The organism is Salibaculum halophilum (assembly GCF_002094885.1).
Classification (GTDB): Bacteria; Pseudomonadota; Alphaproteobacteria; order Rhodobacterales; family Rhodobacteraceae; genus Salibaculum; species Salibaculum halophilum.
On the sequence record NZ_MSIT01000021.1, the window covers coordinates 12,329 to 29,880 of the forward strand.

The 17,552-nt window shown below is 66.1% G+C and carries 17 protein-coding genes and 1 pseudogene; all 18 read right to left on the bottom strand.

Annotation, left to right across the window (positions count from 1 at the left end):
• Positions 1-24: 24 nt before the first annotated feature.
• The 18 genes and pseudogenes from BU124_RS11835 to BU124_RS11920 all read right to left on the bottom strand — a co-directional run bounded on the left by BU124_RS11835 (position 25) and on the right by BU124_RS11920 (position 17,491).
• Positions 25-1,059, bottom strand: coding sequence for a patatin-like phospholipase family protein (locus BU124_RS11835; RefSeq protein ID WP_084863793.1), 1,035 nt, complete (start codon positions 1,057-1,059; stop codon positions 25-27).
• 10 nt (positions 1,060-1,069) lie between these two features.
• Positions 1,070-1,855, bottom strand: coding sequence for a 3-hydroxybutyrate dehydrogenase (locus BU124_RS11840; protein ID WP_084863794.1), 786 nt, complete (start codon positions 1,853-1,855; stop codon positions 1,070-1,072).
• A 103-nt stretch (positions 1,856-1,958) separates the two neighbouring features.
• Positions 1,959-2,483 (bottom strand): TlpA family protein disulfide reductase, encoded by a 525-nt coding sequence (locus BU124_RS11845; protein ID WP_245831687.1) that lies wholly within the window; start codon positions 2,481-2,483, stop codon positions 1,959-1,961.
• Between the two features lie 35 nt (positions 2,484-2,518).
• Positions 2,519-3,184 (bottom strand): copper chaperone PCu(A)C, encoded by a 666-nt coding sequence (locus BU124_RS11850; protein WP_084863795.1) that lies wholly within the window; start codon positions 3,182-3,184, stop codon positions 2,519-2,521.
• Positions 3,185-3,203: 19 nt separating this feature from the next.
• On the bottom strand, positions 3,204-4,523 hold the full coding sequence (locus tag BU124_RS11855; RefSeq protein ID WP_084863796.1) for an FtsX-like permease family protein: 1,320 nt from the start codon (positions 4,521-4,523) through the stop codon (positions 3,204-3,206).
• Positions 4,516-5,205 carry an ABC transporter ATP-binding protein gene (locus BU124_RS11860; protein ID WP_084863797.1) on the bottom strand — a complete coding sequence of 230 codons (690 nt, stop codon included), beginning with the start codon at positions 5,203-5,205 and terminating at the stop codon, positions 4,516-4,518. The genes BU124_RS11855 and BU124_RS11860 overlap by 8 nt, the downstream gene beginning before the upstream one ends.
• Positions 5,202-5,639, bottom strand: coding sequence for a hypothetical protein (locus BU124_RS11865; RefSeq protein WP_084863798.1), 438 nt, complete (start codon positions 5,637-5,639; stop codon positions 5,202-5,204). Before BU124_RS11865 ends, BU124_RS11860 begins: the two co-directional genes overlap by 4 nt.
• A gap of 124 nt (positions 5,640-5,763) precedes the next feature.
• On the bottom strand, positions 5,764-7,257 hold the full coding sequence (locus tag BU124_RS11870) for an alkaline phosphatase (protein ID WP_084863799.1): 1,494 nt from the start codon (positions 7,255-7,257) through the stop codon (positions 5,764-5,766).
• Between the two features lie 273 nt (positions 7,258-7,530).
• The gene (ubiG, locus tag BU124_RS11875) at positions 7,531-8,232 is read right to left on the bottom strand and encodes a bifunctional 2-polyprenyl-6-hydroxyphenol methylase/3-demethylubiquinol 3-O-methyltransferase UbiG (protein WP_084863800.1); all 702 of its coding nucleotides are present in this window, start codon (positions 8,230-8,232) and stop codon (positions 7,531-7,533) included.
• Positions 8,207-9,031 carry a methyltransferase family protein gene (locus BU124_RS11880; protein WP_084863815.1) on the bottom strand — a complete coding sequence of 275 codons (825 nt, stop codon included), beginning with the start codon at positions 9,029-9,031 and terminating at the stop codon, positions 8,207-8,209. Before BU124_RS11880 ends, ubiG begins: the two co-directional genes overlap by 26 nt.
• A complete protein-coding gene (locus BU124_RS11885; protein ID WP_084863801.1) occupies positions 9,024-9,971 on the bottom strand; it encodes an NAD(P)/FAD-dependent oxidoreductase in 948 nt (315 codons plus the stop codon). Before BU124_RS11885 ends, BU124_RS11880 begins: the two co-directional genes overlap by 8 nt.
• Positions 9,968-11,185 carry an FAD-binding domain-containing protein gene (locus tag BU124_RS11890; protein ID WP_084863802.1) on the bottom strand — a complete coding sequence of 406 codons (1,218 nt, stop codon included), beginning with the start codon at positions 11,183-11,185 and terminating at the stop codon, positions 9,968-9,970. The genes BU124_RS11885 and BU124_RS11890 overlap by 4 nt, the downstream gene beginning before the upstream one ends.
• Positions 11,186-11,248: 63 nt before the next feature.
• Complete coding sequence (locus BU124_RS11895) at positions 11,249-11,632, bottom strand: dihydroneopterin aldolase (protein ID WP_084863803.1); 384 nt, start codon at positions 11,630-11,632, stop codon at positions 11,249-11,251.
• Between the two features lie 353 nt (positions 11,633-11,985).
• Positions 11,986-12,712 (bottom strand): annotated as a pseudogene (locus BU124_RS11900) (integrase core domain-containing protein).
• Positions 12,713-12,783: 71 nt separating this feature from the next.
• Entirely contained in the window at positions 12,784-13,689 is a 906-nt protein-coding gene (locus BU124_RS11905; RefSeq protein ID WP_084863804.1) for an ABC transporter permease, read from the bottom strand.
• Positions 13,690-13,692: 3 nt separating this feature from the next.
• On the bottom strand, positions 13,693-14,628 hold the full coding sequence (locus BU124_RS11910) for an ABC transporter permease (protein WP_143529972.1): 936 nt from the start codon (positions 14,626-14,628) through the stop codon (positions 13,693-13,695).
• A complete protein-coding gene (locus BU124_RS11915) occupies positions 14,625-16,415 on the bottom strand; it encodes a dipeptide ABC transporter ATP-binding protein (protein ID WP_084863805.1) in 1,791 nt (596 codons plus the stop codon). The genes BU124_RS11910 and BU124_RS11915 overlap by 4 nt, the downstream gene beginning before the upstream one ends.
• Positions 16,412-17,491 (bottom strand): substrate-binding domain-containing protein, encoded by a 1,080-nt coding sequence (locus tag BU124_RS11920; protein ID WP_179141909.1) that lies wholly within the window; start codon positions 17,489-17,491, stop codon positions 16,412-16,414. The genes BU124_RS11915 and BU124_RS11920 overlap by 4 nt, the downstream gene beginning before the upstream one ends.
• Between the last annotated feature and the right edge of the window lie 61 nt (positions 17,492-17,552).

Consider the following 17,552-nt stretch of genomic DNA (forward strand, 5'->3'; position numbering starts at 1 on the left):
GCGGCCGAGCCTGCGACAAACGGGTTATTCGAACATGGCCCGCAGGTTGGCGGACTGCTCCACCCCGATCTGCGCCTTGTGATCGCGCAGGAAGGCCCCCGCGGCGCGCCGGCCCGCGGCCTTGAGTTGCGCGATGACCGAGGGCACCGGCACCGTCTTGGTGGCCACCGACAGCTCGTTCATCAGGCCGTCGTCGGAAATCATGTGGATCAGCGGGCGTTTCATCGCGTCCTTGTCCATGGTGCCCGCGTCCTGCAGCCGCTGGACGAAATCGATGGCCCGCAACTCGCGCAGCAGCGAAGAATTGAAGCTGATTTCGTTGATGCGGTTCTGGATCTCGGTCGGCGTGCGGGGCAGCTGATCGCGGTGCAGCGGGTTGATGTTGACCACCACGATATCGGGTGGCAACGCTGGCTCGAACAGCGGGAACAGCGCCGGGTTGCCGGTATAGCCGCCGTCCCAGAAGGCCTCGATGTTGCCGGTCTCGGGGTCCTCGACCTCGACCGCCTGGAACAGCGTCGGCAGGCAGGCCGAGGCGACGATGGCCTGCGTCGTGATCCTCTCGCCCGAAAAGACCCGCACCTTGCCGTCGCGCACCTGCGTGGCACAGACGTGAAAACCCGGGCCATCCTGCGCGCAGACCCGGCCAAAATCGAACTGCTCGACGATGGGGATCAGCGGGTTGCGGTAGAGCGGCCCCCAGCCGTAGGGCGACATCATGCGCCCCAGCATGTCGGACCAAGCAAAGGCCGGCGAGTATTCCAGCGCGCGGCTGACATGGCCCGGCTCGGGCAGCCAGGCGTGCATCCAGGCGCTGATGCCGTCGGCGCCGGTCGCGCCGATCTGCTGCCAGAGCCAGTCCAGCGTCTTGCGCGCGCCGGCGCGGCCCCCCGCCAGGAACCCGGATTTCAGCGCCGCCCCGTTCATGGCCCCCGCCGAGGTGCCCGAGATGGCGGCGATCTCCAGGTCGTCCTCTTGCAGCAGCCGGTCGAGCACGCCCCAGGTGAAGGCCCCGTGCGCCCCGCCGCCCTGCAGGGCCAGGTTGATGCGCCGTGTCACGCCCGGCCCGTCACAGCGCGGTCCACCCGCCGTCGACCGAGATCGAGGTCCCGGTGATCTGCGCGGCGGCGTCGGAACACAGGAAAATCGCCGTGCCGCCCATCTGTTCGACGGTGGCGAAGTCCTTGGAGGGCTGGCGCTTGAGCATGACCTCGCGGATCACGGTCTCGCGGTCCATGTCGTATTCGGCCATGGTATCGGGGATCTGGGCCTCGACCAGCGGGGTCAGCACATAGCCCGGGCAGATGGCATTGGAGGTGATCGGTTCCTCGGCGGTCTCCAGCGCGACGGTCTTGGTCAGGCCCATTATGCCGTGCTTGGCGGCCACGTAGGCGGCCTTGTAGGGCGAGGCGGTCAGCCCGTGGGCGCTGGCGACATTGACGATGCGGCCCCAGCCCGCCTCGCGCATCATCGGCAGCGCGGCGGCGGTTGTGTGAAAGGCCGAGGACAGGTTGATCGCGATGATCGCGTCCCACTTGGCGGCGGGGAACTGCTCGACCGGGGCAACGTGCTGGATGCCGGCGTTGTTGACGAGGATATCGCAGGCCCCGGATTTTTCGATCAGGGCGCGGCACTGGTCGGGGTCGGACATGTCGGCCTGGATGTAGCGCGCGGTGACGCCGTGATCGCGGGCGATTTCCTCGGCGAGGGCATGGTCGGCCGCGTCGTCGGTATAGGAATTGAGCACGACATCCGCCCCGGCCCCGGCCAGTTCCCGGGCGATGCCCAGACCGATGCCCGAGGTCGAGCCGGTGACAATGGCGGTCTTGCCTGCAAGCGATACGGTGTAGGCCATGGCGCGTCTCCCCTTTTGCTGCCTTGCAGCATTTCTAGGCCCTCCGCCAGGCAAGACCAACCCCTTTCGCGGCACTGCGCGCCCGCGCGCCGACCGCGGAGCCTCATGTCCCCGAGAGGTGCCGCACCAGCGCCAGCGCCTCGGGGCTTGCCCAGTCGGCCGCGCCCTGCAACCGCGCGATTTCCTGGCCCTCGGCAGTGATCAGCACGGTCACGGGCAGACCCAGCACACCCATCGCGCCCGACAGGCGGCTGCCCGGATCGGTGTGCAGCGGCAGGTTTTCGGCGCCCACGTCTCGTAGGAAGCGGTCCATGGTATCATGGCGATTGCGCCCCACCGAGATGGTGACGACCTTGAAGGTCTCGCCGCCCATCTCGGCCTGCAGGTCCGACAGCTGCGGCATCTCCTCGCGGCAGGGGGCGCACCAGGGTGCCCAGAAGTTCACCAGCACAGGCGTGCCCGCGAAGGCGTCCAGCGTCGTCGGTGCGCCGTCTGCGGCGGTAAATGCCACGTCCGCGACCGGGCGTGTCTCGACCTGCAGCCGGGCCATCTCGCCCACCAGAAGATCGCCCAGCCGCGCCCCCGGGTCGTCGGCCTGCTGCGCCCCGGCCGTTGGGGCCAGACACACCGCCGCAAGCAGCGCAGCAGGCCATGCCCGGCGTGTCAATGCGCGTGGCCCGCGTGGCTGTGCTGGGTCGCGTCGGCGGCCTCGACCTCGACGGTCAGGTCCACTTCGGCTTCGTCGAAGGCGAGGGTCAGGTCAAAGCTGTCGCCCTCGGCCAGCTCGCGCGAAAGACCGTCCAGCCGCAGCGCCACGCCCTGCGGGGCCAGCACCATCTCGGTGCCCGGGGCCACCGGCAGGGCGGGCAATTCGGGATAGACGGGCGTGCCGTCCTCGAGTGTGAAGCCCACCAGCGCCGCGCTTTCGGCCAGATCCGCTGCACCGCCGGTCAGGGTGACGGGCGTGTCGCCGGTATTCTCGATCTCGACGAAGACGAGCGCGGTATCGGCGTCGGTTGCCCGGGTCCAGCCGTGCAGCAGGCGCACGTCGCCCATGGTCGACAGGTGGGCGTCGTCGCTGGCGGCCTCTTCCTCGTGGGCGTGGTCCTCTTCGTGGGCATGCTGGTCGTCGTGGCCGTGGTCGTCGTCATGGCCATGCTCTTCCTCATGGCCGTGCTCGTCGTCGTGGCCGTGGTCTTCCTCGTGGCCATGTTCGCCGTCGTCGGCGTGGTCGGCGGCCGTGTCGGCGGAATGGTCGTCATGGGCCTGCGCAGGCAGCCCGGCCAACGCAGCGAGAAGGGCAAGGGAAATCAGGGACTTCGGGGTCATGGGTCTCTCCATTTACAGGTCAGCCGCGCAGGTCGCGCACGACGGGTCGGGTCATTGTCAGCCAGGCGGGGATCAGCGCCAGCAGGGCGGTCAGGCTCACGAAGGCGCCGACCAGGTGCAGCTCGGACCAGCCCAGCGAGGCGGTCACCAGGATGTCCGTGCGTGCCGTGATCACGCCCGAGATGACCCGCGTCAGCAGCACCCCGAGCGCCAGCCCCAGCCCGGCGCCCACCACGATCAGCGTCACGGCATAGGACCAGGTCAGGGCAAAGTTGAACCGCCGCGGCGCGCCCAGCGCCCGCAGCAGGGCAAGCCGGCGCGACAGCAGCCGCGTCAGCATCATCAGCCCGGCCAGCACGCCCACGGTGACAAGCACCTGCGTGACAACGGCCAGGATCGACATGACCTGCCGGATATCGCCCATCAGCGCGTGCAGCCGCGACAGCACCGTGCCCGGGAAAATGGCCATGGTGCGGTCGGTGTTGAACTGGGCCTGCATCACGTAGGCCCCGCCCAGCGTGTCGGCCTTGACCAGCGCCGCCGGCGTGCCGGGGAAATATTCGGGATCGAAGGGCGCGCCGACGGACCCGTCCCAACCGGGGCCGTGGCCATTGGCCAGCCCGTGCACCGACCAGACGGATTCCGCGGGCACGATATAGGCGCGATCCCAGGGCGAGCCGGTCATCGGCATCCGCCCCACGACCTGATATTTGAAATCCCCGTGCGCACCTTCGGCGGCATCGCCGCGCCCGTGCTGGGGCGCGAAACTGTCGCCGACGCCCAGCGGCGTGCGCGCGCCCGCGATGGCCTCGGTCTCGGTGGCAAAGACACGGCCCGCGGCCAGCCCTTCGGAAAGATACTCGACGAAGGCGGGGGTCGATCCGACCACGGGCGCATTCTCGTAGCTGTCGCCGAAGGCCAGCGGCGCGACGAGGTCGGCATTGGGGTGCGCGGCGACCTGGGCATAGGTCGGCCCATCGATCAGCGGGATCGAAGAGGGTTGCAGGTAGACCGCGGCCAGCATGGCGGTGATCTCGCTGCCCGGGGCGGCGACGACCAGTTCGAACTTGTCGGCGGCGCGGGCGGTGCCCTCGCGCAGGCCACGTTCCTGCGCGATCAGCCCGACGCCCAGCCCAATGGAGACCGCGATCAACGCGGTGAAGACCACGCTGACCCAGGCCTGCCGCCGAAGCAGCGCCGACAGCAGCGGCCCCACGGCAAAGCCGCGCAGCACCAGCGCCGCGATCACCAGCACCGGCAGCAAGGCCACCAGCAAAAGCAGCGTGTTTTCCATCCAGAGTGGCAGACCGGCCAGCAGGCCGGCGATGGCGTCAGGCATGCTGCACCTCGGGGGGTTCGACACGGCCGTCGACCACATCGATCACATGGTCGGCGCGATCGTGCAGCGCTGGGTCGTGGCTGACGGCAACCAGGGTCCGCCCGTCGTCGCGCGCCAGTCGCATCAGGTCGTCGGCCAGCGCATCGGCGTTGGGCCGGTCGAGGCTGGCGGTGGGCTCGTCGGCGAGGATGACCGGCGCATCCCCGGCCAGCGCCCGAACCACGGCGATGCGCTGACGCTCACCACCCGAGAAGGTGTCGGACCGGCGCGCCGCGCTCTCGCCCAGGCCGAGGCGGGCCAGCAGGCCACCGGCGCTGTCACGGATGCGGCGCCGGTCGCGGCGTGGCGCGTAAAGCGCGGTGATCGCCGCGTTGCCCAGCGCCGACAGTTCTTCGAAGAGCAGATGTTCCTGGAAGATGAAGCCGACGCTTTCGCGGCGAAAGGCGGCCCGGCCGCGCTCATCCCGTGCGGCGATGTCGGTATCGCCCCAGGTGATACGGCCCTGCGCCGGGGCGATGATCCCGGCCATGGCGTAAAGCAGTGTGGACTTGCCGGCCCCCGAAGGCCCGCGCACGGCCACAGCCGCGCCGGCGGGCACCTCCAGTTGCGGCACCGACAGGATGCGGCGGCCACCCTGCCCTGTCACCTCCAGCCCCGATATGGCCAGCGCGATTCCGGTCATCCGTAGCTGAACCGCGCGTTCTCGATCCGCACCATGCTCAGGAACCCCGTGTCCTCGTGACGGCGCGGGCCGAGGGACAGCTCCCCGGTGACCTCGATGCCGCGGTTGAAGGGCACGACGTCGAAGCCGCGGCGGGTGTAGACGGCCAGTATGTCGTCGGGCCACTCGGCCTCGGTCTCGCAGAACGGGCAGACCGACATCGGCTTCTTGGTCAGCACGAAGAACTCGATATCCGCCTTGAGCGGCGGGGCCATGAAGCCCTCTACACTGACGGTGCGGCCCTCAAGCTCCTTGGCGAGGGCGCTGAAATTCTGGTTGGCGTCGTAAAGCTCGCGCAGCTTGAGCATGTCTTCGGCGGTGGCGCTGCGGGCCAGCGCCGGGACGAAACCGGCCGCGAGACCGGCGACAATGCTGCGGCGTGTGGGGTTGGTCATCGTGATTCCCTTTCCGTTTCGATCTCGTAACCGGGAGATAAGACAGCCCCGTGACGATCCCAAAGGAGTGAGAGACACGAAGGGGGACGCAGCCGCCCCCCTTCGCATTATCGTGATCGCGCGATCACTCGGCGGTGAAGGCGTGGTGCATCACGTGGAAGATGTAGTTCTGCTCCACGGTGCCCTCGAGCAGGTGGGCGAAGGGCCCCTTGCCGTAAACCGCGACGTCCTCGGCCGAGTGGCTTTCCGACGAACGCGGCACCAGCGCCTGCTGGACGTAGTCGATGTCCTGGGCTTCCTCGTTGGTCACGACGGGGCGCGAGCCGAAGAATTCGCCACCGGGCTGTTCGAGCAGGACCGAGCTGGAGCCGTTGGTGTACATGCCAACGGTGTAGGGCTTGCCATCGGCGGCCATGACCGGCTCGCCGGTGTTCTCGACACCCTGGTTGTTGATCCCCATGCACAGGCCGAGGATGTCCGAGCCGCGGCCGCAGTAGCCGTTGAGCGCGAAGGAATGCTCGTGGTCGGCGGTGACGATGATCAGCGTGTCCTCGTCGTTGGTCATCTCGTCGACCATCTCGATGGTGCGGACGAACTCGGCGCCGTCGGTCACGGTGCGGGCCAGGTTGTTGCCATGGTGGGCGTGGTCGACACGGCCGGCCTCGACCTGCATAAAGAAGCCGTTGTCGCCGGCCTTCGCCTGCAGGTTGGTCAGCGCAATCTCGGTCATTTCCGACAGCGAGGGTTCGTCGCCGCGGTCGGCTTCGTAGGACATGTGGCTGTCCTCGAAGATGCCGAGGATCGGGGTGGAGCCATCGGTGGGCAGCTCACCGGCCGTTTCGGCGTTCCAGGCGTAGGCGATGCCGTTTTCCTGGGCTTCCTCGATCAGGTTGCGGCCGTCTTCACGGCGGCCCGAATCGCCCTCGTTGTCGGTCATGTCGCCGGTGATGAAGTTGCGGCGGCCGCCGCCCATGGCGACGTCGACACGGCCCTCGTACATCGCGTCGAGCAGCTGGTCGGCGATGGTCTTCTGGGTGTTGCAGCCCTCGGGCAGGGTCGCGGCGAAGTTGCGGTCGACGCTGTGGGCATAAGCCGCGCCCGGCGTGGCGTGGGTGATGCGCGCGGTCGAGACGATGCCGACTTCCTTGCCCAGCTCGGTGAAGATTTCCGAGGCGTTGGCAACCTCGTTGCCCGGCAGGGTCGAGCAGTCGCCGCGATCGACGTTGGAATTGACGCCCAGAACGCCGATGTCGGTCTTCACGCCGCTCATCATGGCGGTGCCGGTGCCGGCCGAGTCGGGGGTCTGCGAGTTCACGTTGTAGGTCTTGACCAGGCCCAGCGAGGGGAAGGTCTCGTGGTGCATGACATAGTCATCACCGAAGCCGCCGTCCTGCTGGCCCATGAACATGCGGGTGGCGTAGTTGGTGCCGACACCGTTGCCGTCGGCGATCAGGATGATCACGTTCTTGGCGGTGTTGGTGTTGGGCTGGGCTTCGAGTTGCGCTTGCAGGCGCTCCTGGGCGTCGGTGAACCAGGCGCTGTCGGCCTGCGGCAGATCCTGGGCCATCGCACCCGTCCCGATAAGGGTGGCGGTGATGGCAAGCATGGAAGTTTTCATGAGTGGTTCCTCTGGGTTGCGAACGCCCCGAGCGCTAAGGAGGCCGGATGACGGTCCGACTTCAGTTTCGTAACGATTTGACGAAGATTGGCCGATTCCGGCCCGAGGCCCGTTGACACTAATAACGTTATTTCATATCATTTCTGGCTCAAAAAAAACGCGCACGCCTGGCGGGTCAGTCAACCGGGCCATCGGCGGGGCTGCTGGAAATTGTTACCCGTATAGCCGCCGCGCCGTCCGACGCGGCAAGGCACTTCGCCGATCTGCCGGCCCTCAGGCGTCAGTCTTGCGCGCCGTACCCATGTAAAGCACCGTCTTGACCGGCAGGCGCCCGAAGGTCGGGTCGCCCCGCCGGGTGATCCCGCGCGGGCCGAGGCCGGTCATCGGCCCCGGCGTCAGCCCAGCGCGCGACAGCCCCGCGCGCAGCTCGGCGGGCTTGATGAAGAGCGCCGGGTCATGGGTGCCCCTGGGCAGCAGGCGCAGGATATCCTCGGCCATGGTGATCGTGGCAAGTCGCGCCAGCGGGTTGCGGTTGATCGTGTCGAACAGGAACAGCCCGCCGGGGCGCAGCACGCGGGCCACCTCGGCCAGCACCCGGTCAAGGTCGCTGACGTGTTCGAGCACGTCGACGCAAACCACGGCGTCGAACCCGGCCCGGTCATAGGGCAGCGCCTCGCCCACGCCGACGTCGTAGGCGATGGCGTGCTCGGCCGCGTGGGCATGGGCACGGGCGGCGGCGATGGCCTTTTCGGCCGGGTCGATTCCGGTGACCTGCGCGCCGCGTTCCGCCAGCGCCTCGGCCATGAAGCCCCCGGCGCAGCCGAGGTCGAGCACCCGCTTGCCGGCCCAGTCGATCTGCCGGTCGAACCACGACAGCCGCCCCGGCACGAGGTTCTTGAGCGTGCGCACCCAGCGGATCTCGTCCGACCACCACTGGTCGGCGACGGTGTCATAGATCGTCAGGTCGTTGCGCATTTCCGAGCCTCCTCTTGGGTAGGACATAGGGCACCCGCGCGCGGTACCGTTCGAAGCGATCACCGAAGCGTGCGGCAAAGCGGCGTTCCTTCAGGCGCGGGGCCAGAAGGCAATAGGCGGTATAGCTGACGGCCAGCACCAGCTGGTCCGGCGTCCAGACCGGCACCGTCCAGAGCGTCAGCGCGAAGGCGACGTAGATCGGCTGGCGGATGACGCGGAACAGGCCCAGCACGGGCATGTCGGGAAAGACCGGTTTGCGTCCGGCCAGCAGCGACATCCAGCCCAGCGCGCCCGACTGCACCTCGGCCCCGGCGTCGAAACTGGCCTTGATGAGCAACAACCACGACGCGGCATAGGCGGTGCAGATCGCCCAGAAGGCCGCCCCCTCGGCGCGCCACCAGACGAGGCCCGAGGGCGTCCAGAGCGCGAAGAGCGCCAGCAACTGCGCCGAGGCGATCACCGCATAGGTCGTGGTGGCCAGTGTGCCGCCATGGCGGCCCGGGATCAGCCGCGCCAACAGCCGGCCGCCGCGCGGTGTCAGCAGGGCCGAGTGCGCCAGCGGGAATTGCAGGATCAGCGCCGCGTTGGCCAGCGCGGCCCAGGGCCAGGGCACGCGGCCGAGGCTCTCGCTCAGCCCGAAGAACATCGCCACGATCATCGCCAGCACCGCCGCGGCGAACAGCGCGTGGCACAGCGCGCCCATGGTCAGCGCAAGCACCACGCGCCCCGCCCCCGGCGCGGGGCGCAGTGCCCCCGCGATCAGGCGGGCAAGCCCGGCGATGCGCGGGTCCTCACGCATCGTCATCGCCCAGGATGTCCGCGGCGATGGCGCGGCCGCTGGTCCAGGCCGCCTCGACCCGGCCGGCAAGGCACCAATCGCCGCCCAGGTGCAGCGTTCCGGTGGCATCGGTCAGAAAAGGCTGGCCCAGCGGCGTCGTCACCCGCGCATAACGCCAGCGGTGCGCCGCGACGTATAGCGCGCTCTCCGCCGCCGCGCCGATCTCGGCGCACAGCAGGGGCAGCATCCGGCAGGCGATCGTCGCGGTGTCCTCTTCCAGATGCGCGGCCGACCAGGCCGGGCCGGCCTGCGCCACCCATGTGACGGCCCCGTCCGGGCGGCGCGGTTTGCTGCTGTCGCGCGCGATGAAGGCCAGTGGTCCGTCCTCGAACCGCCGGCTCGCGAAGGGCGCGGGCGCATCTGCGGGAAAGGCGGCCATCAGCGTCAGGCCGGGGGCGATCCGCACGTCCTCCAGCTGGGCGGTGAGCGGGTGGTCGGCCCCGATCAGCGCGGCGACCTGCGGCGCGGGCACCGTCAGCACCACGCGCTCGGCCTCGATCACAGTTGCATCGGTTGTCACCTGCCACACCGGCCCGGCCCGGCTGACCGCGGTGGCCGCGACGCCCAGCGACACGTCCAGCCCGTCGGCCAGGGCGCGGGGCAGCCCGGACATGCCCGGCAGGCCCACGTGGTGCGGATGCGCCGCGCCATCGGCCCATAGCGCCGCCGCCTGCGACCCCTCCAGCAGCGCGGCGAAGGCGGGATCGCGGGCGGTGACGTATTGCGCCCCGTGGTCGAAACGCAACGGCTGGCCCGCCGGCGTCTCGGCCCGGCGGGTCGCCATGCGCCCGCCGATGCCGCGGCCCTTGTCGATCAGCCGCACCGGGTGGCCGGCGTCGTTCAGCGCCCGCGCGCAGGCGATCCCGGCCATGCCGGCGCCGATTACCAGCGTCCGCGTCATGACAGGCCCGCCGCGTGCAGGATGCGCGGGATCTGTTTCTTGACCTTGAAGAACCCGGCGGTGGCATGCGGCCAGATCAGACCGTCCCAGTCGCGCTGCCATTCGGCCAGGGTGATCCCGGCCTGCGCCAGCGCGGGCTGCGCCGCCTCCAGCCAGTCGCGCAGCGGACCGGTCGGCACATAGGGCGTGACGATCTGGCGCGCCCCGGCGCGGGAGGCCCAGCGCGCGAGGTCACCGGGCACGCCGGCGCGCAGCGGCACCGCCTCGATACCGGCGCGCCGGGCGGTATCGGCCAGCGCGCAGGCCTCGAAATCGGCCACGTCCCCAGACACCTCGCGCGGCGATCGCAGGTGGCTCGCGCTCAGCGAGGCGGCGGCGCGAATGTCGAAGTTCGTGCACGGAAAATCCTCAAGGCAGCCGTCCTCCTCGGTGACCAGCAGCGCGGTGGGCACCTGAGGATCGGGCGGCACCGGGCGGCGCAGGGGCTGAACCTGCGGCAGCCCCTCGGGCTCGAGGTGGTCCAGCCCCTGCACGTCCGCGGCCAGGTCGGCCTCCCGAGGGGCAAAGCGGCCATCGGTGAACTTCGCGATATTCCAGGCCTGCGCCTTGTAGGGCTTGCCGCGCGTGTGCAGCCCCGCGACCCAGCGCCAGCCCAGCGTGTTCGAGGCCGGGTCGCCGTCCAGCAGATGGCGATAAAAGAAATCGGCCCCCAACCGCCAGGGCAGGTCCAGCGTGAAAATCCAGATCGAGGCGAACCACATCCGCGCGTGGTTGTGCAGATAGCCCGTCTCGGCCAGTTCGCGCGCCCAGGCATCGAAACAGTCCAGCCCCGTTTCGCCCGCCTCGGCGCGGGCCACGTCGCGGCGCAGGCGGCGGTCGGTGTCGAGCACGGCAAGGTCATCGTCCAGCCCGTCGCGGTAGCTGGCCCAGACCTGCGGGCGGCGTTCCATCCAGCCCTTGAAGTAACCGCGCCAGATCACTTCCTGCACGAATTTCTCGGCCGCCTCGGGGCCGTGCTCGTCAAGCGCGGCGGCGACGGTTTCGCGTTCCGTCACCAGCCTGCGCCGCAGGTAGGGCGACAGGGTCGAGACATCGCGATGCGCGCCCGACCCGCGGTCGGTGTTGCGCCCGTTGGCATAGCGCCGGCCCATGCGCGGGGTGAAATCGGCCAGTATCTGCGTGCCCGCCGCGCGGGTCGCCTCGGTGTGGGGCATGTCCGGTCTCCTGCTGGGGCGGCAGATATCGCGGCCGCACGCGAAGGCAATGCGACGGATGGCTCAGCGCAGCTCGTCCAGCGCCGCGGCATCCAGATGCAGCGACACGCCCAGCGTACCGCTGTCCGCGCGGGCCGGGTATTTGCGCAGCGTCATGTCGAGCGCGAGAACCGGGGAATGCACGGCGCAGGCGCGCGCGATGCGAGACATCAACCACTCTTGCGTGGCATAAGGCCCGTCGCGGGCAAGTCGGTCGACCTCGGCCAACAGGGGATCATAGTCGAAGACATGCGCCATCCCGTCGCCCGCCACCAGCACCAGCGCCGGGTCGATCCAGAGCGTCAGATCGAGCAGATGCCCCTCGGGCACCGTGTCCTCCGAGTCGTAGGTACCGATGCGGGCGGGCAAGGCAAGGTCAGACAGCACGACCGTGGCGGATCGGGGCATCGGATGTCTCCTTCGATGGGTCAGACGCGGCAGCTAGGTCGGGACGCGCCGTCGCCAAGCCGCGAAACCATGTCCCGCGCGGCCACGGTGCCGGCGAGCACGCGGAATTGCCGTCCGCTCAAGACGATGCCGGGACCAGGCGGGGCGCGATCCGCGGCTTTTCCGAAACCGTGTGAGGCCGGGTGCGTGGATGCGGAAACGCGCGCCAACAAACCGGCCATGGTGCCGCGTATCGCGAAATTGCCTCGCCCGCCCCGGGCGCGGACACCACAGGCCAGTGGCGGGCAAGGCCGATGGGCTGCGCGGCCCAAGCTTCGCGGGGATCATTGCGAATGTGACCTGCCACTGAACTTTTATCCAGCCGCGACCTGCGTCCGTTTGGAGTTTACGCCGATTGGCGTGGGTTGAGCAATCGACCGACGCGCGGAGCTCTCATCTCGCGCAGCGGGGCGGGCGATTGCGGTGGTCAGGGTTCGTGCGTAGTCAGACGGTGTTTGGTAATCCAATGCCGAATGCGGGCGTTGGGTGTTGTAGTCGGCGGCCCGGTCGGCGACGACGACCCGCGCGCTGGCCAGGTTGCGGAACATGGTCTCGTTAAGCAGCTCGTCGCGCATCCGATCATTGAAACTCTCCACAAAGCCGTTCTGCATGGGCTTTCCGGGCGCAACGTAGTGCCATTCGATCCGATGCTCGGACCACCACCGCAGGATCGCGTTACTGGTCAGTTCGGTCCCGTCGCCAATGGTGCTCGGACCAGTGGGGCATCAAGGGCTCACCTAACCACTTTTTTGAAACCAGATCCTTCATGGCAGCCAGATCCAGCATCTGCTCGACAAGAAGCTTCTTCAACTTGGCGTTCTCATCCTCGAGCGCCTTAAGCCGCTTGGCCTCTGATACCGTCATGCCATCGAACTTGGCCGTCCAGTTGTAAAAGGGGCCTTCCGACATGCCTGCTTGCGGCACAGGTCAGCGCACTTCGCGCTGTTCGGCGTGGCCCTGGAACCGGTGGCGGTCTCACGCCTGACCGCGCGCGGAGAGGATACCGGTGATCTGTTCGTCCGTAAATCTCGTTCGCTTCATTGTCCGTCCCCAGGTTGGGCAGAACTTTAATCGGCGGTGGAGGAAAATCCCGTGGCAGGTCACCGCAATCCCTACGCTCCCGAACGGGTTGTTGGGTCCAATGTATCCCGCAACCAGTCTCCGATAATACTCATGGCGAGCGTTGTGAAGAATATTGCGAAACCTGGAACAGCCGCAATCCACCACGCGTTGAGAAGATAATCGCGCCCATAGCTGAGCAGATTGCCGAGGGAGGTGTTCGGCGGTTGAATACCAACGCCCAAGAAGCTCATTGAGGTCTCGAGGAGGACCGTTTCGGGAAAATTGATGGTGATTTGCACGATCAATGCCGCGGCGATGTTGGGCAGAATGTGCCGCAAGTAGACCCGCAGTGTCCCCGCGCCAAGCAGGCTCAGGGCCGACGCGTAGCCGTGATTGACGGCTGCAAGTGTCATGCCTCTCGTGATCCGCGCATACCTTTCCCAACCCTGAAAACCAACCAGCAGGACAAACAAGAGAAGGTTGCCCGTGCCGGTCACGGCGATGACCGAGAGCGCGATGATGACGAACGGCATCGAGGCCTGGAAATCGACAAGCACCATGATCAGGTCGTCGACTATACCGCGGAAGCGGGCCGCGATGAATCCGATCGCGCTGCCCACGATGGCACCGAACACCGTGCCGAAGACAGCGACCGCCATTGTAAGCTGAATCGCCGTAAGCAGGCGGCTAAACAGATCACGTCCCAGGTGATCCGTGCCCAGCAGATGAAAGGCACCTGTCCTGGTCGATGTACCGGGCGCTTCGAGGCGCGCCAACAGTGACGTCGCCTCCGGATCATAAGGCATGATCCACTGGGCAAAAAACGCTACGAAAACAACGAGCGAAAGCCAAACCGCCGCGCATCGAACAAGCAGCGGAGATTGCCCAAGGCCACGCGTGAACCGAAGACGACTTCGTTTTTTGGGTTCAGATGCGGCGTTGGCTTTTGCGCTCATTTTCTAGGCTCCGCTTGTCGCTGCATACCGCTGACGCGGGTCGATCATGAGATAGAGAAGGTCGACCGTGAGATTTGCCACGACCATTGAGAATGCCGTGAGCATGACGATCGTCTGAACGATGGCAAGTTCGCGCTGCGTGACCGAGTCGATCAGCAACCGTCCGATGCCGGGCCAGGCAAAAACGGATTCCGTCACGATAGAACCGCTGATCAGTGCGCCGACCATGAAGCCGAGGACGGTAATTGTCGGGATTGCCGCGTTGGGAAGCGCGATCCGCCAGATGATCTGTCGCTCCTGGACCCCTCTCGCCCGAGCGGCACGGATATAGGGCGCACTCAGGACCTCTAGCATCGACGAGCGGACGAACCGGGCGATAACTGCCGCTCCTGCGGTGCCAAGCGTGAAGACGGGCATGAGCAGGTTATACCACTTGTCGCTTCCGAAGGCGGGCAGAAGGCGAAGTTGCACCGAGAACAGCAGGATCAGCAGAATTCCCAAGAAAAAATTGGGCAGACTGAAGCCTGTCACAGACAGGGTCATGATTCCACGATCAATGACCGTTCCGCGGTTTATTGCGGCCAGGATGCCAAGCGGAAAACCCACGATCACGATGAAAGCGAACCCCGTCAGTGTGAGCGTCAGCGTCGCGGGAATACGTTCGCTGACGACCTCGAGCGCGGGTCGACCGTCACGGTAGGCATTGCCAAAGTCGCCTTGCGCAAGTCCCATCCAGTAGTCGGCATACTGCACTGCAAGCGGACGATTCAGCCCCCAGTCTTCTCGCATCTGATCCATGATCGCAGGGTCGGTGTCGTCGGGCATCATTGCCGATACCGGATCACCGGTCAGACGCAGGACAAAGAAAACGAAGGTTACGACCAGAAACAGTGTGAGCAATGCACGCAGAATACGTCTCGTGATCACGCGGATCATCATGCCAATTCCTTCTTTTTTTCAGGCACGGCCGCCAACAATGCGCGCGTGTAGGGATGAGATGGTGTGGAAAGCACCTGCTCGGCTGTGCCGAATTCGACCAACTCGCCTTTCTGCATGACCGCCACCTTCTGGCAGAGGCTGCGAATGATACGAAGATCGTGTGTTATGAAGACAAGAGAAAGCTGGAAGCGTTCCTGAAGCTCGCGGAGGAGTGCAATGATCCGCGCCTGCACGGAAACGTCCAGCGAGGCCGTCGCTTCGTCGCAAATGAGCATCTGCGGCTGCAGGCAGAGGGCGCGCGCGATGACGGCACGCTGGCATTGACCACCACTGATCTCGTGCGGATATCGGTCTGCGAATTCCGGGCCGAGGCCGACAGCTTCCAACAATTCGTCCCGCTTGTGCAGCTGCTCGGCCTGTGTGCCGATACGGTGGATGATCAGAGGTTCGCGTATCTGGTTCCCGATCGTCGCCCGCGGGTCCAGGGACAGGTAAGGATTTTGAGGAACCAACTGGACGAACCGGGCATAGGCACGATGCAAAACTGTGCCGAGTAACGGTACCGGTTCCCTGGAAAACAGTATCTCACCCTCAGCAGGGGCTTCCAGGCCCAACAGGAGCTTGCCGATTGTCGACTTGCCACTGCCGCTCTCTCCGATCACCGCAACGCTCTCACGATCATTGATGTCGAAGGACACATTCGAGACAGCACGAAACACGCCGCCGCCACCGACCCGATAGTCGCAGGCCGCATTCTTTATTTCTGCAATCGGCTCTTGCCGGGTGGACTTATTCGGGCAATGGCGGTGGTCCAACCGGCTCTGCTCTGCCGCGTGATTTCCACCGAGAGGGTTGAGGCAGGCAACGTCCCTGCCGGCAGAGAATGCAACGAGTCTCGGCGGCTCGGTCCGACAATCCGGGCGCGCCTCGCTGCAGCGTGGTGCGAATGCGCACCCAGTGGGGCGCTGCCCCGGTGCGGGAACCTGACCCGCAATGCCCGCGGGTATCTGCCCGGCGAGCGTCGGCATGGATGATATGAGCCCGCTCGTGTAGGGGTGCGCCGGCCGGTCAATGATGTCGGTGACAGGCCCGCTTTCCACGATGCGACCGGAGTACATCACGGAAACGGTATCGCAGATATCCTCGATGACGCCGAGGTCATGCGTGACGAAGACGATCCCCATGCCAGTCTCGTCGCGTATGGATTTCAACAGCTCCAGGATCTGGGACTGGATGGTCACATCAAGCGCGGTTGTGGGTTCGTCCGCGAAGAGGATGCGCGGTTGACCGGCAAGCGCGAGTGCGATCATGACACGCTGATTCTGGCCGCCGGATAGTTGGAACGGATAATAGTCGTATCGGGCTTCCGGCTCCGGCAGATCAACGCGCTTCAGCAGGTCCAGCGCCACCCGCCGCGCCGTTGCTCTGGACAAACGCCTCAGCCGGGCCACCGTTTCGGTCAACTGTTGTCCAATCGTTTGGATCGGGTTCAGCGACGAGGTTGCATCCTGAAAGATCATCGCCGCATCGAACCCGCGCCGCTCGGCTACGGCTTGAAGCGTCCTGTTGCCAGCCAGAGCGATCTGGCCGGAGATTTGCCAGTCATCGTTCAGAAGACCGAGTGCTGCCATGCATGTGATCGATTTGCCACTGCCACTTTCGCCGACCAACCCCCTGATTTCCCCGGGTTTGACAGACAGCGCCAGGTTTTCGATCACAGGGGCGTCCACGGCGTGGTGATATACGGTCAACCCTTCGATGGCGAGTGGGACGCGCTCACCCGTCATGATGTGCCTCCCAGCAGCGAACGAGATGACTCGCCGACCTCGAGCGCAGGATCATCAAGAACCAGTCCACTCGGCTCGCCCGGATTGGCCAGTCGCCAGTTGACCAGCTCGACAACACCCTGCGCCACATGCCGGGCCGAGCGACCTACCGTCGTGAGCGTCCTGCTCTCATCCGAGACGGCGCGAAGATGAACGATGCTGGCATCAGTCGGGACACTCAGACCTGCGGCGCCGAACCCTTGCCTGATGTCTCCGGCCTGAAACCGTCCAGAGACGATATATGCAGTAGGAAGAGATACACCGGCATCCCGGGCTTCATTGAGGCCCTCGGCAATGAGTTCCGAAAGCGCCTGGCTCTGATCTGGCTCGCTGATACGCAGCACCGGGCCTTCTTGCATGTCCGGATCGGCGGACAACATCTGATTGAACAGGTTTTCAACCTCGCCATATCCGGCTGCCGTGTCCAAGCGTTCGGTGATGAAGCCTATGTGACTGTGTCCGAGCGATCGAAGGTGATGCAAGGCGATCGCCATGCTCTTGGCCCGATTGCGCAGGAATACATCGACATCCATCAACTCCAGCTGGCGGCCTTCAACGATCATGTGTTTCGCCTTGGACTTGAGCAATTCCAACGCCTCGACCGGCAGAACGGAGCGCCGCGGTTGCAGAACGCAGATATCAAACCCGCCGCGGCCCAACAGGTCGGACAGGTCGTCCACATCCGTGTAAGAGACATGAATCGTCTTGTGTTGCGACGCGTTGAGAAACGACAACATGTGCTCGGCGATCTCCGCGCCCCGAAAGCTTGGGGTCGCATGGGAAACGATGAGAACTCGGGCACGCTGCGAGGGCGACGCGACGGGCCGTGCACCGGCAGTGAATGACCCTCGGCCCACGAAGCTCTGAATGAGCCCCTCTTCCTTGAGAGCTTCAAATGCGCGCTGTGCACCGAACTGGCTGACACCATACTGCGCCGCGATCTCGCGAATTGTCGGCAGTCGGCTGCCCCCCGAAAGCTTGGAAAACTCATCTCGAAGCGCGTCGATCAGCGTTTGGTTGTCGGGACTTTCGGACACGGCGATCTCCTTAGTTGTTGTCATTTGGCGTTATCCATGATTGTTTGTCAAACAAAATGTA

Coding starts and splice junctions, on each gene's coding strand:
- BU124_RS11840 (WP_084863794.1), bottom strand. CDS start 1,855: ATGGCCTACACCGTATCGCTTGCAGGCAAGACCGCCATTGTCACCGGC.
- BU124_RS11850 (WP_084863795.1), bottom strand. CDS start 3,184: ATGACCCCGAAGTCCCTGATTTCCCTTGCCCTTCTCGCTGCGTTGGCC.
- BU124_RS11855 (WP_084863796.1), bottom strand. CDS start 4,523: ATGCCTGACGCCATCGCCGGCCTGCTGGCCGGTCTGCCACTCTGGATG.
- BU124_RS11860 (WP_084863797.1), bottom strand. CDS start 5,205: ATGACCGGAATCGCGCTGGCCATATCGGGGCTGGAGGTGACAGGGCAG.
- BU124_RS11865 (WP_084863798.1), bottom strand. CDS start 5,639: ATGACCAACCCCACACGCCGCAGCATTGTCGCCGGTCTCGCGGCCGGT.
- BU124_RS11870 (WP_084863799.1), bottom strand. CDS start 7,257: ATGAAAACTTCCATGCTTGCCATCACCGCCACCCTTATCGGGACGGGT.
- ubiG (WP_084863800.1), bottom strand. CDS start 8,232: ATGCGCAACGACCTGACGATCTATGACACCGTCGCCGACCAGTGGTGG.
- BU124_RS11880 (WP_084863815.1), bottom strand. CDS start 9,031: ATGCGTGAGGACCCGCGCATCGCCGGGCTTGCCCGCCTGATCGCGGGG.
- BU124_RS11885 (WP_084863801.1), bottom strand. CDS start 9,971: ATGACGCGGACGCTGGTAATCGGCGCCGGCATGGCCGGGATCGCCTGC.
- BU124_RS11890 (WP_084863802.1), bottom strand. CDS start 11,185: ATGCCCCACACCGAGGCGACCCGCGCGGCGGGCACGCAGATACTGGCC.
- BU124_RS11895 (WP_084863803.1), bottom strand. CDS start 11,632: ATGCCCCGATCCGCCACGGTCGTGCTGTCTGACCTTGCCTTGCCCGCC.
- BU124_RS11905 (WP_084863804.1), bottom strand. CDS start 13,689: ATGAGCGCAAAAGCCAACGCCGCATCTGAACCCAAAAAACGAAGTCGT.
- BU124_RS11910 (WP_143529972.1), bottom strand. CDS start 14,628: ATGATGATCCGCGTGATCACGAGACGTATTCTGCGTGCATTGCTCACA.
- BU124_RS11915 (WP_084863805.1), bottom strand. CDS start 16,415: ATGACGGGTGAGCGCGTCCCACTCGCCATCGAAGGGTTGACCGTATAT.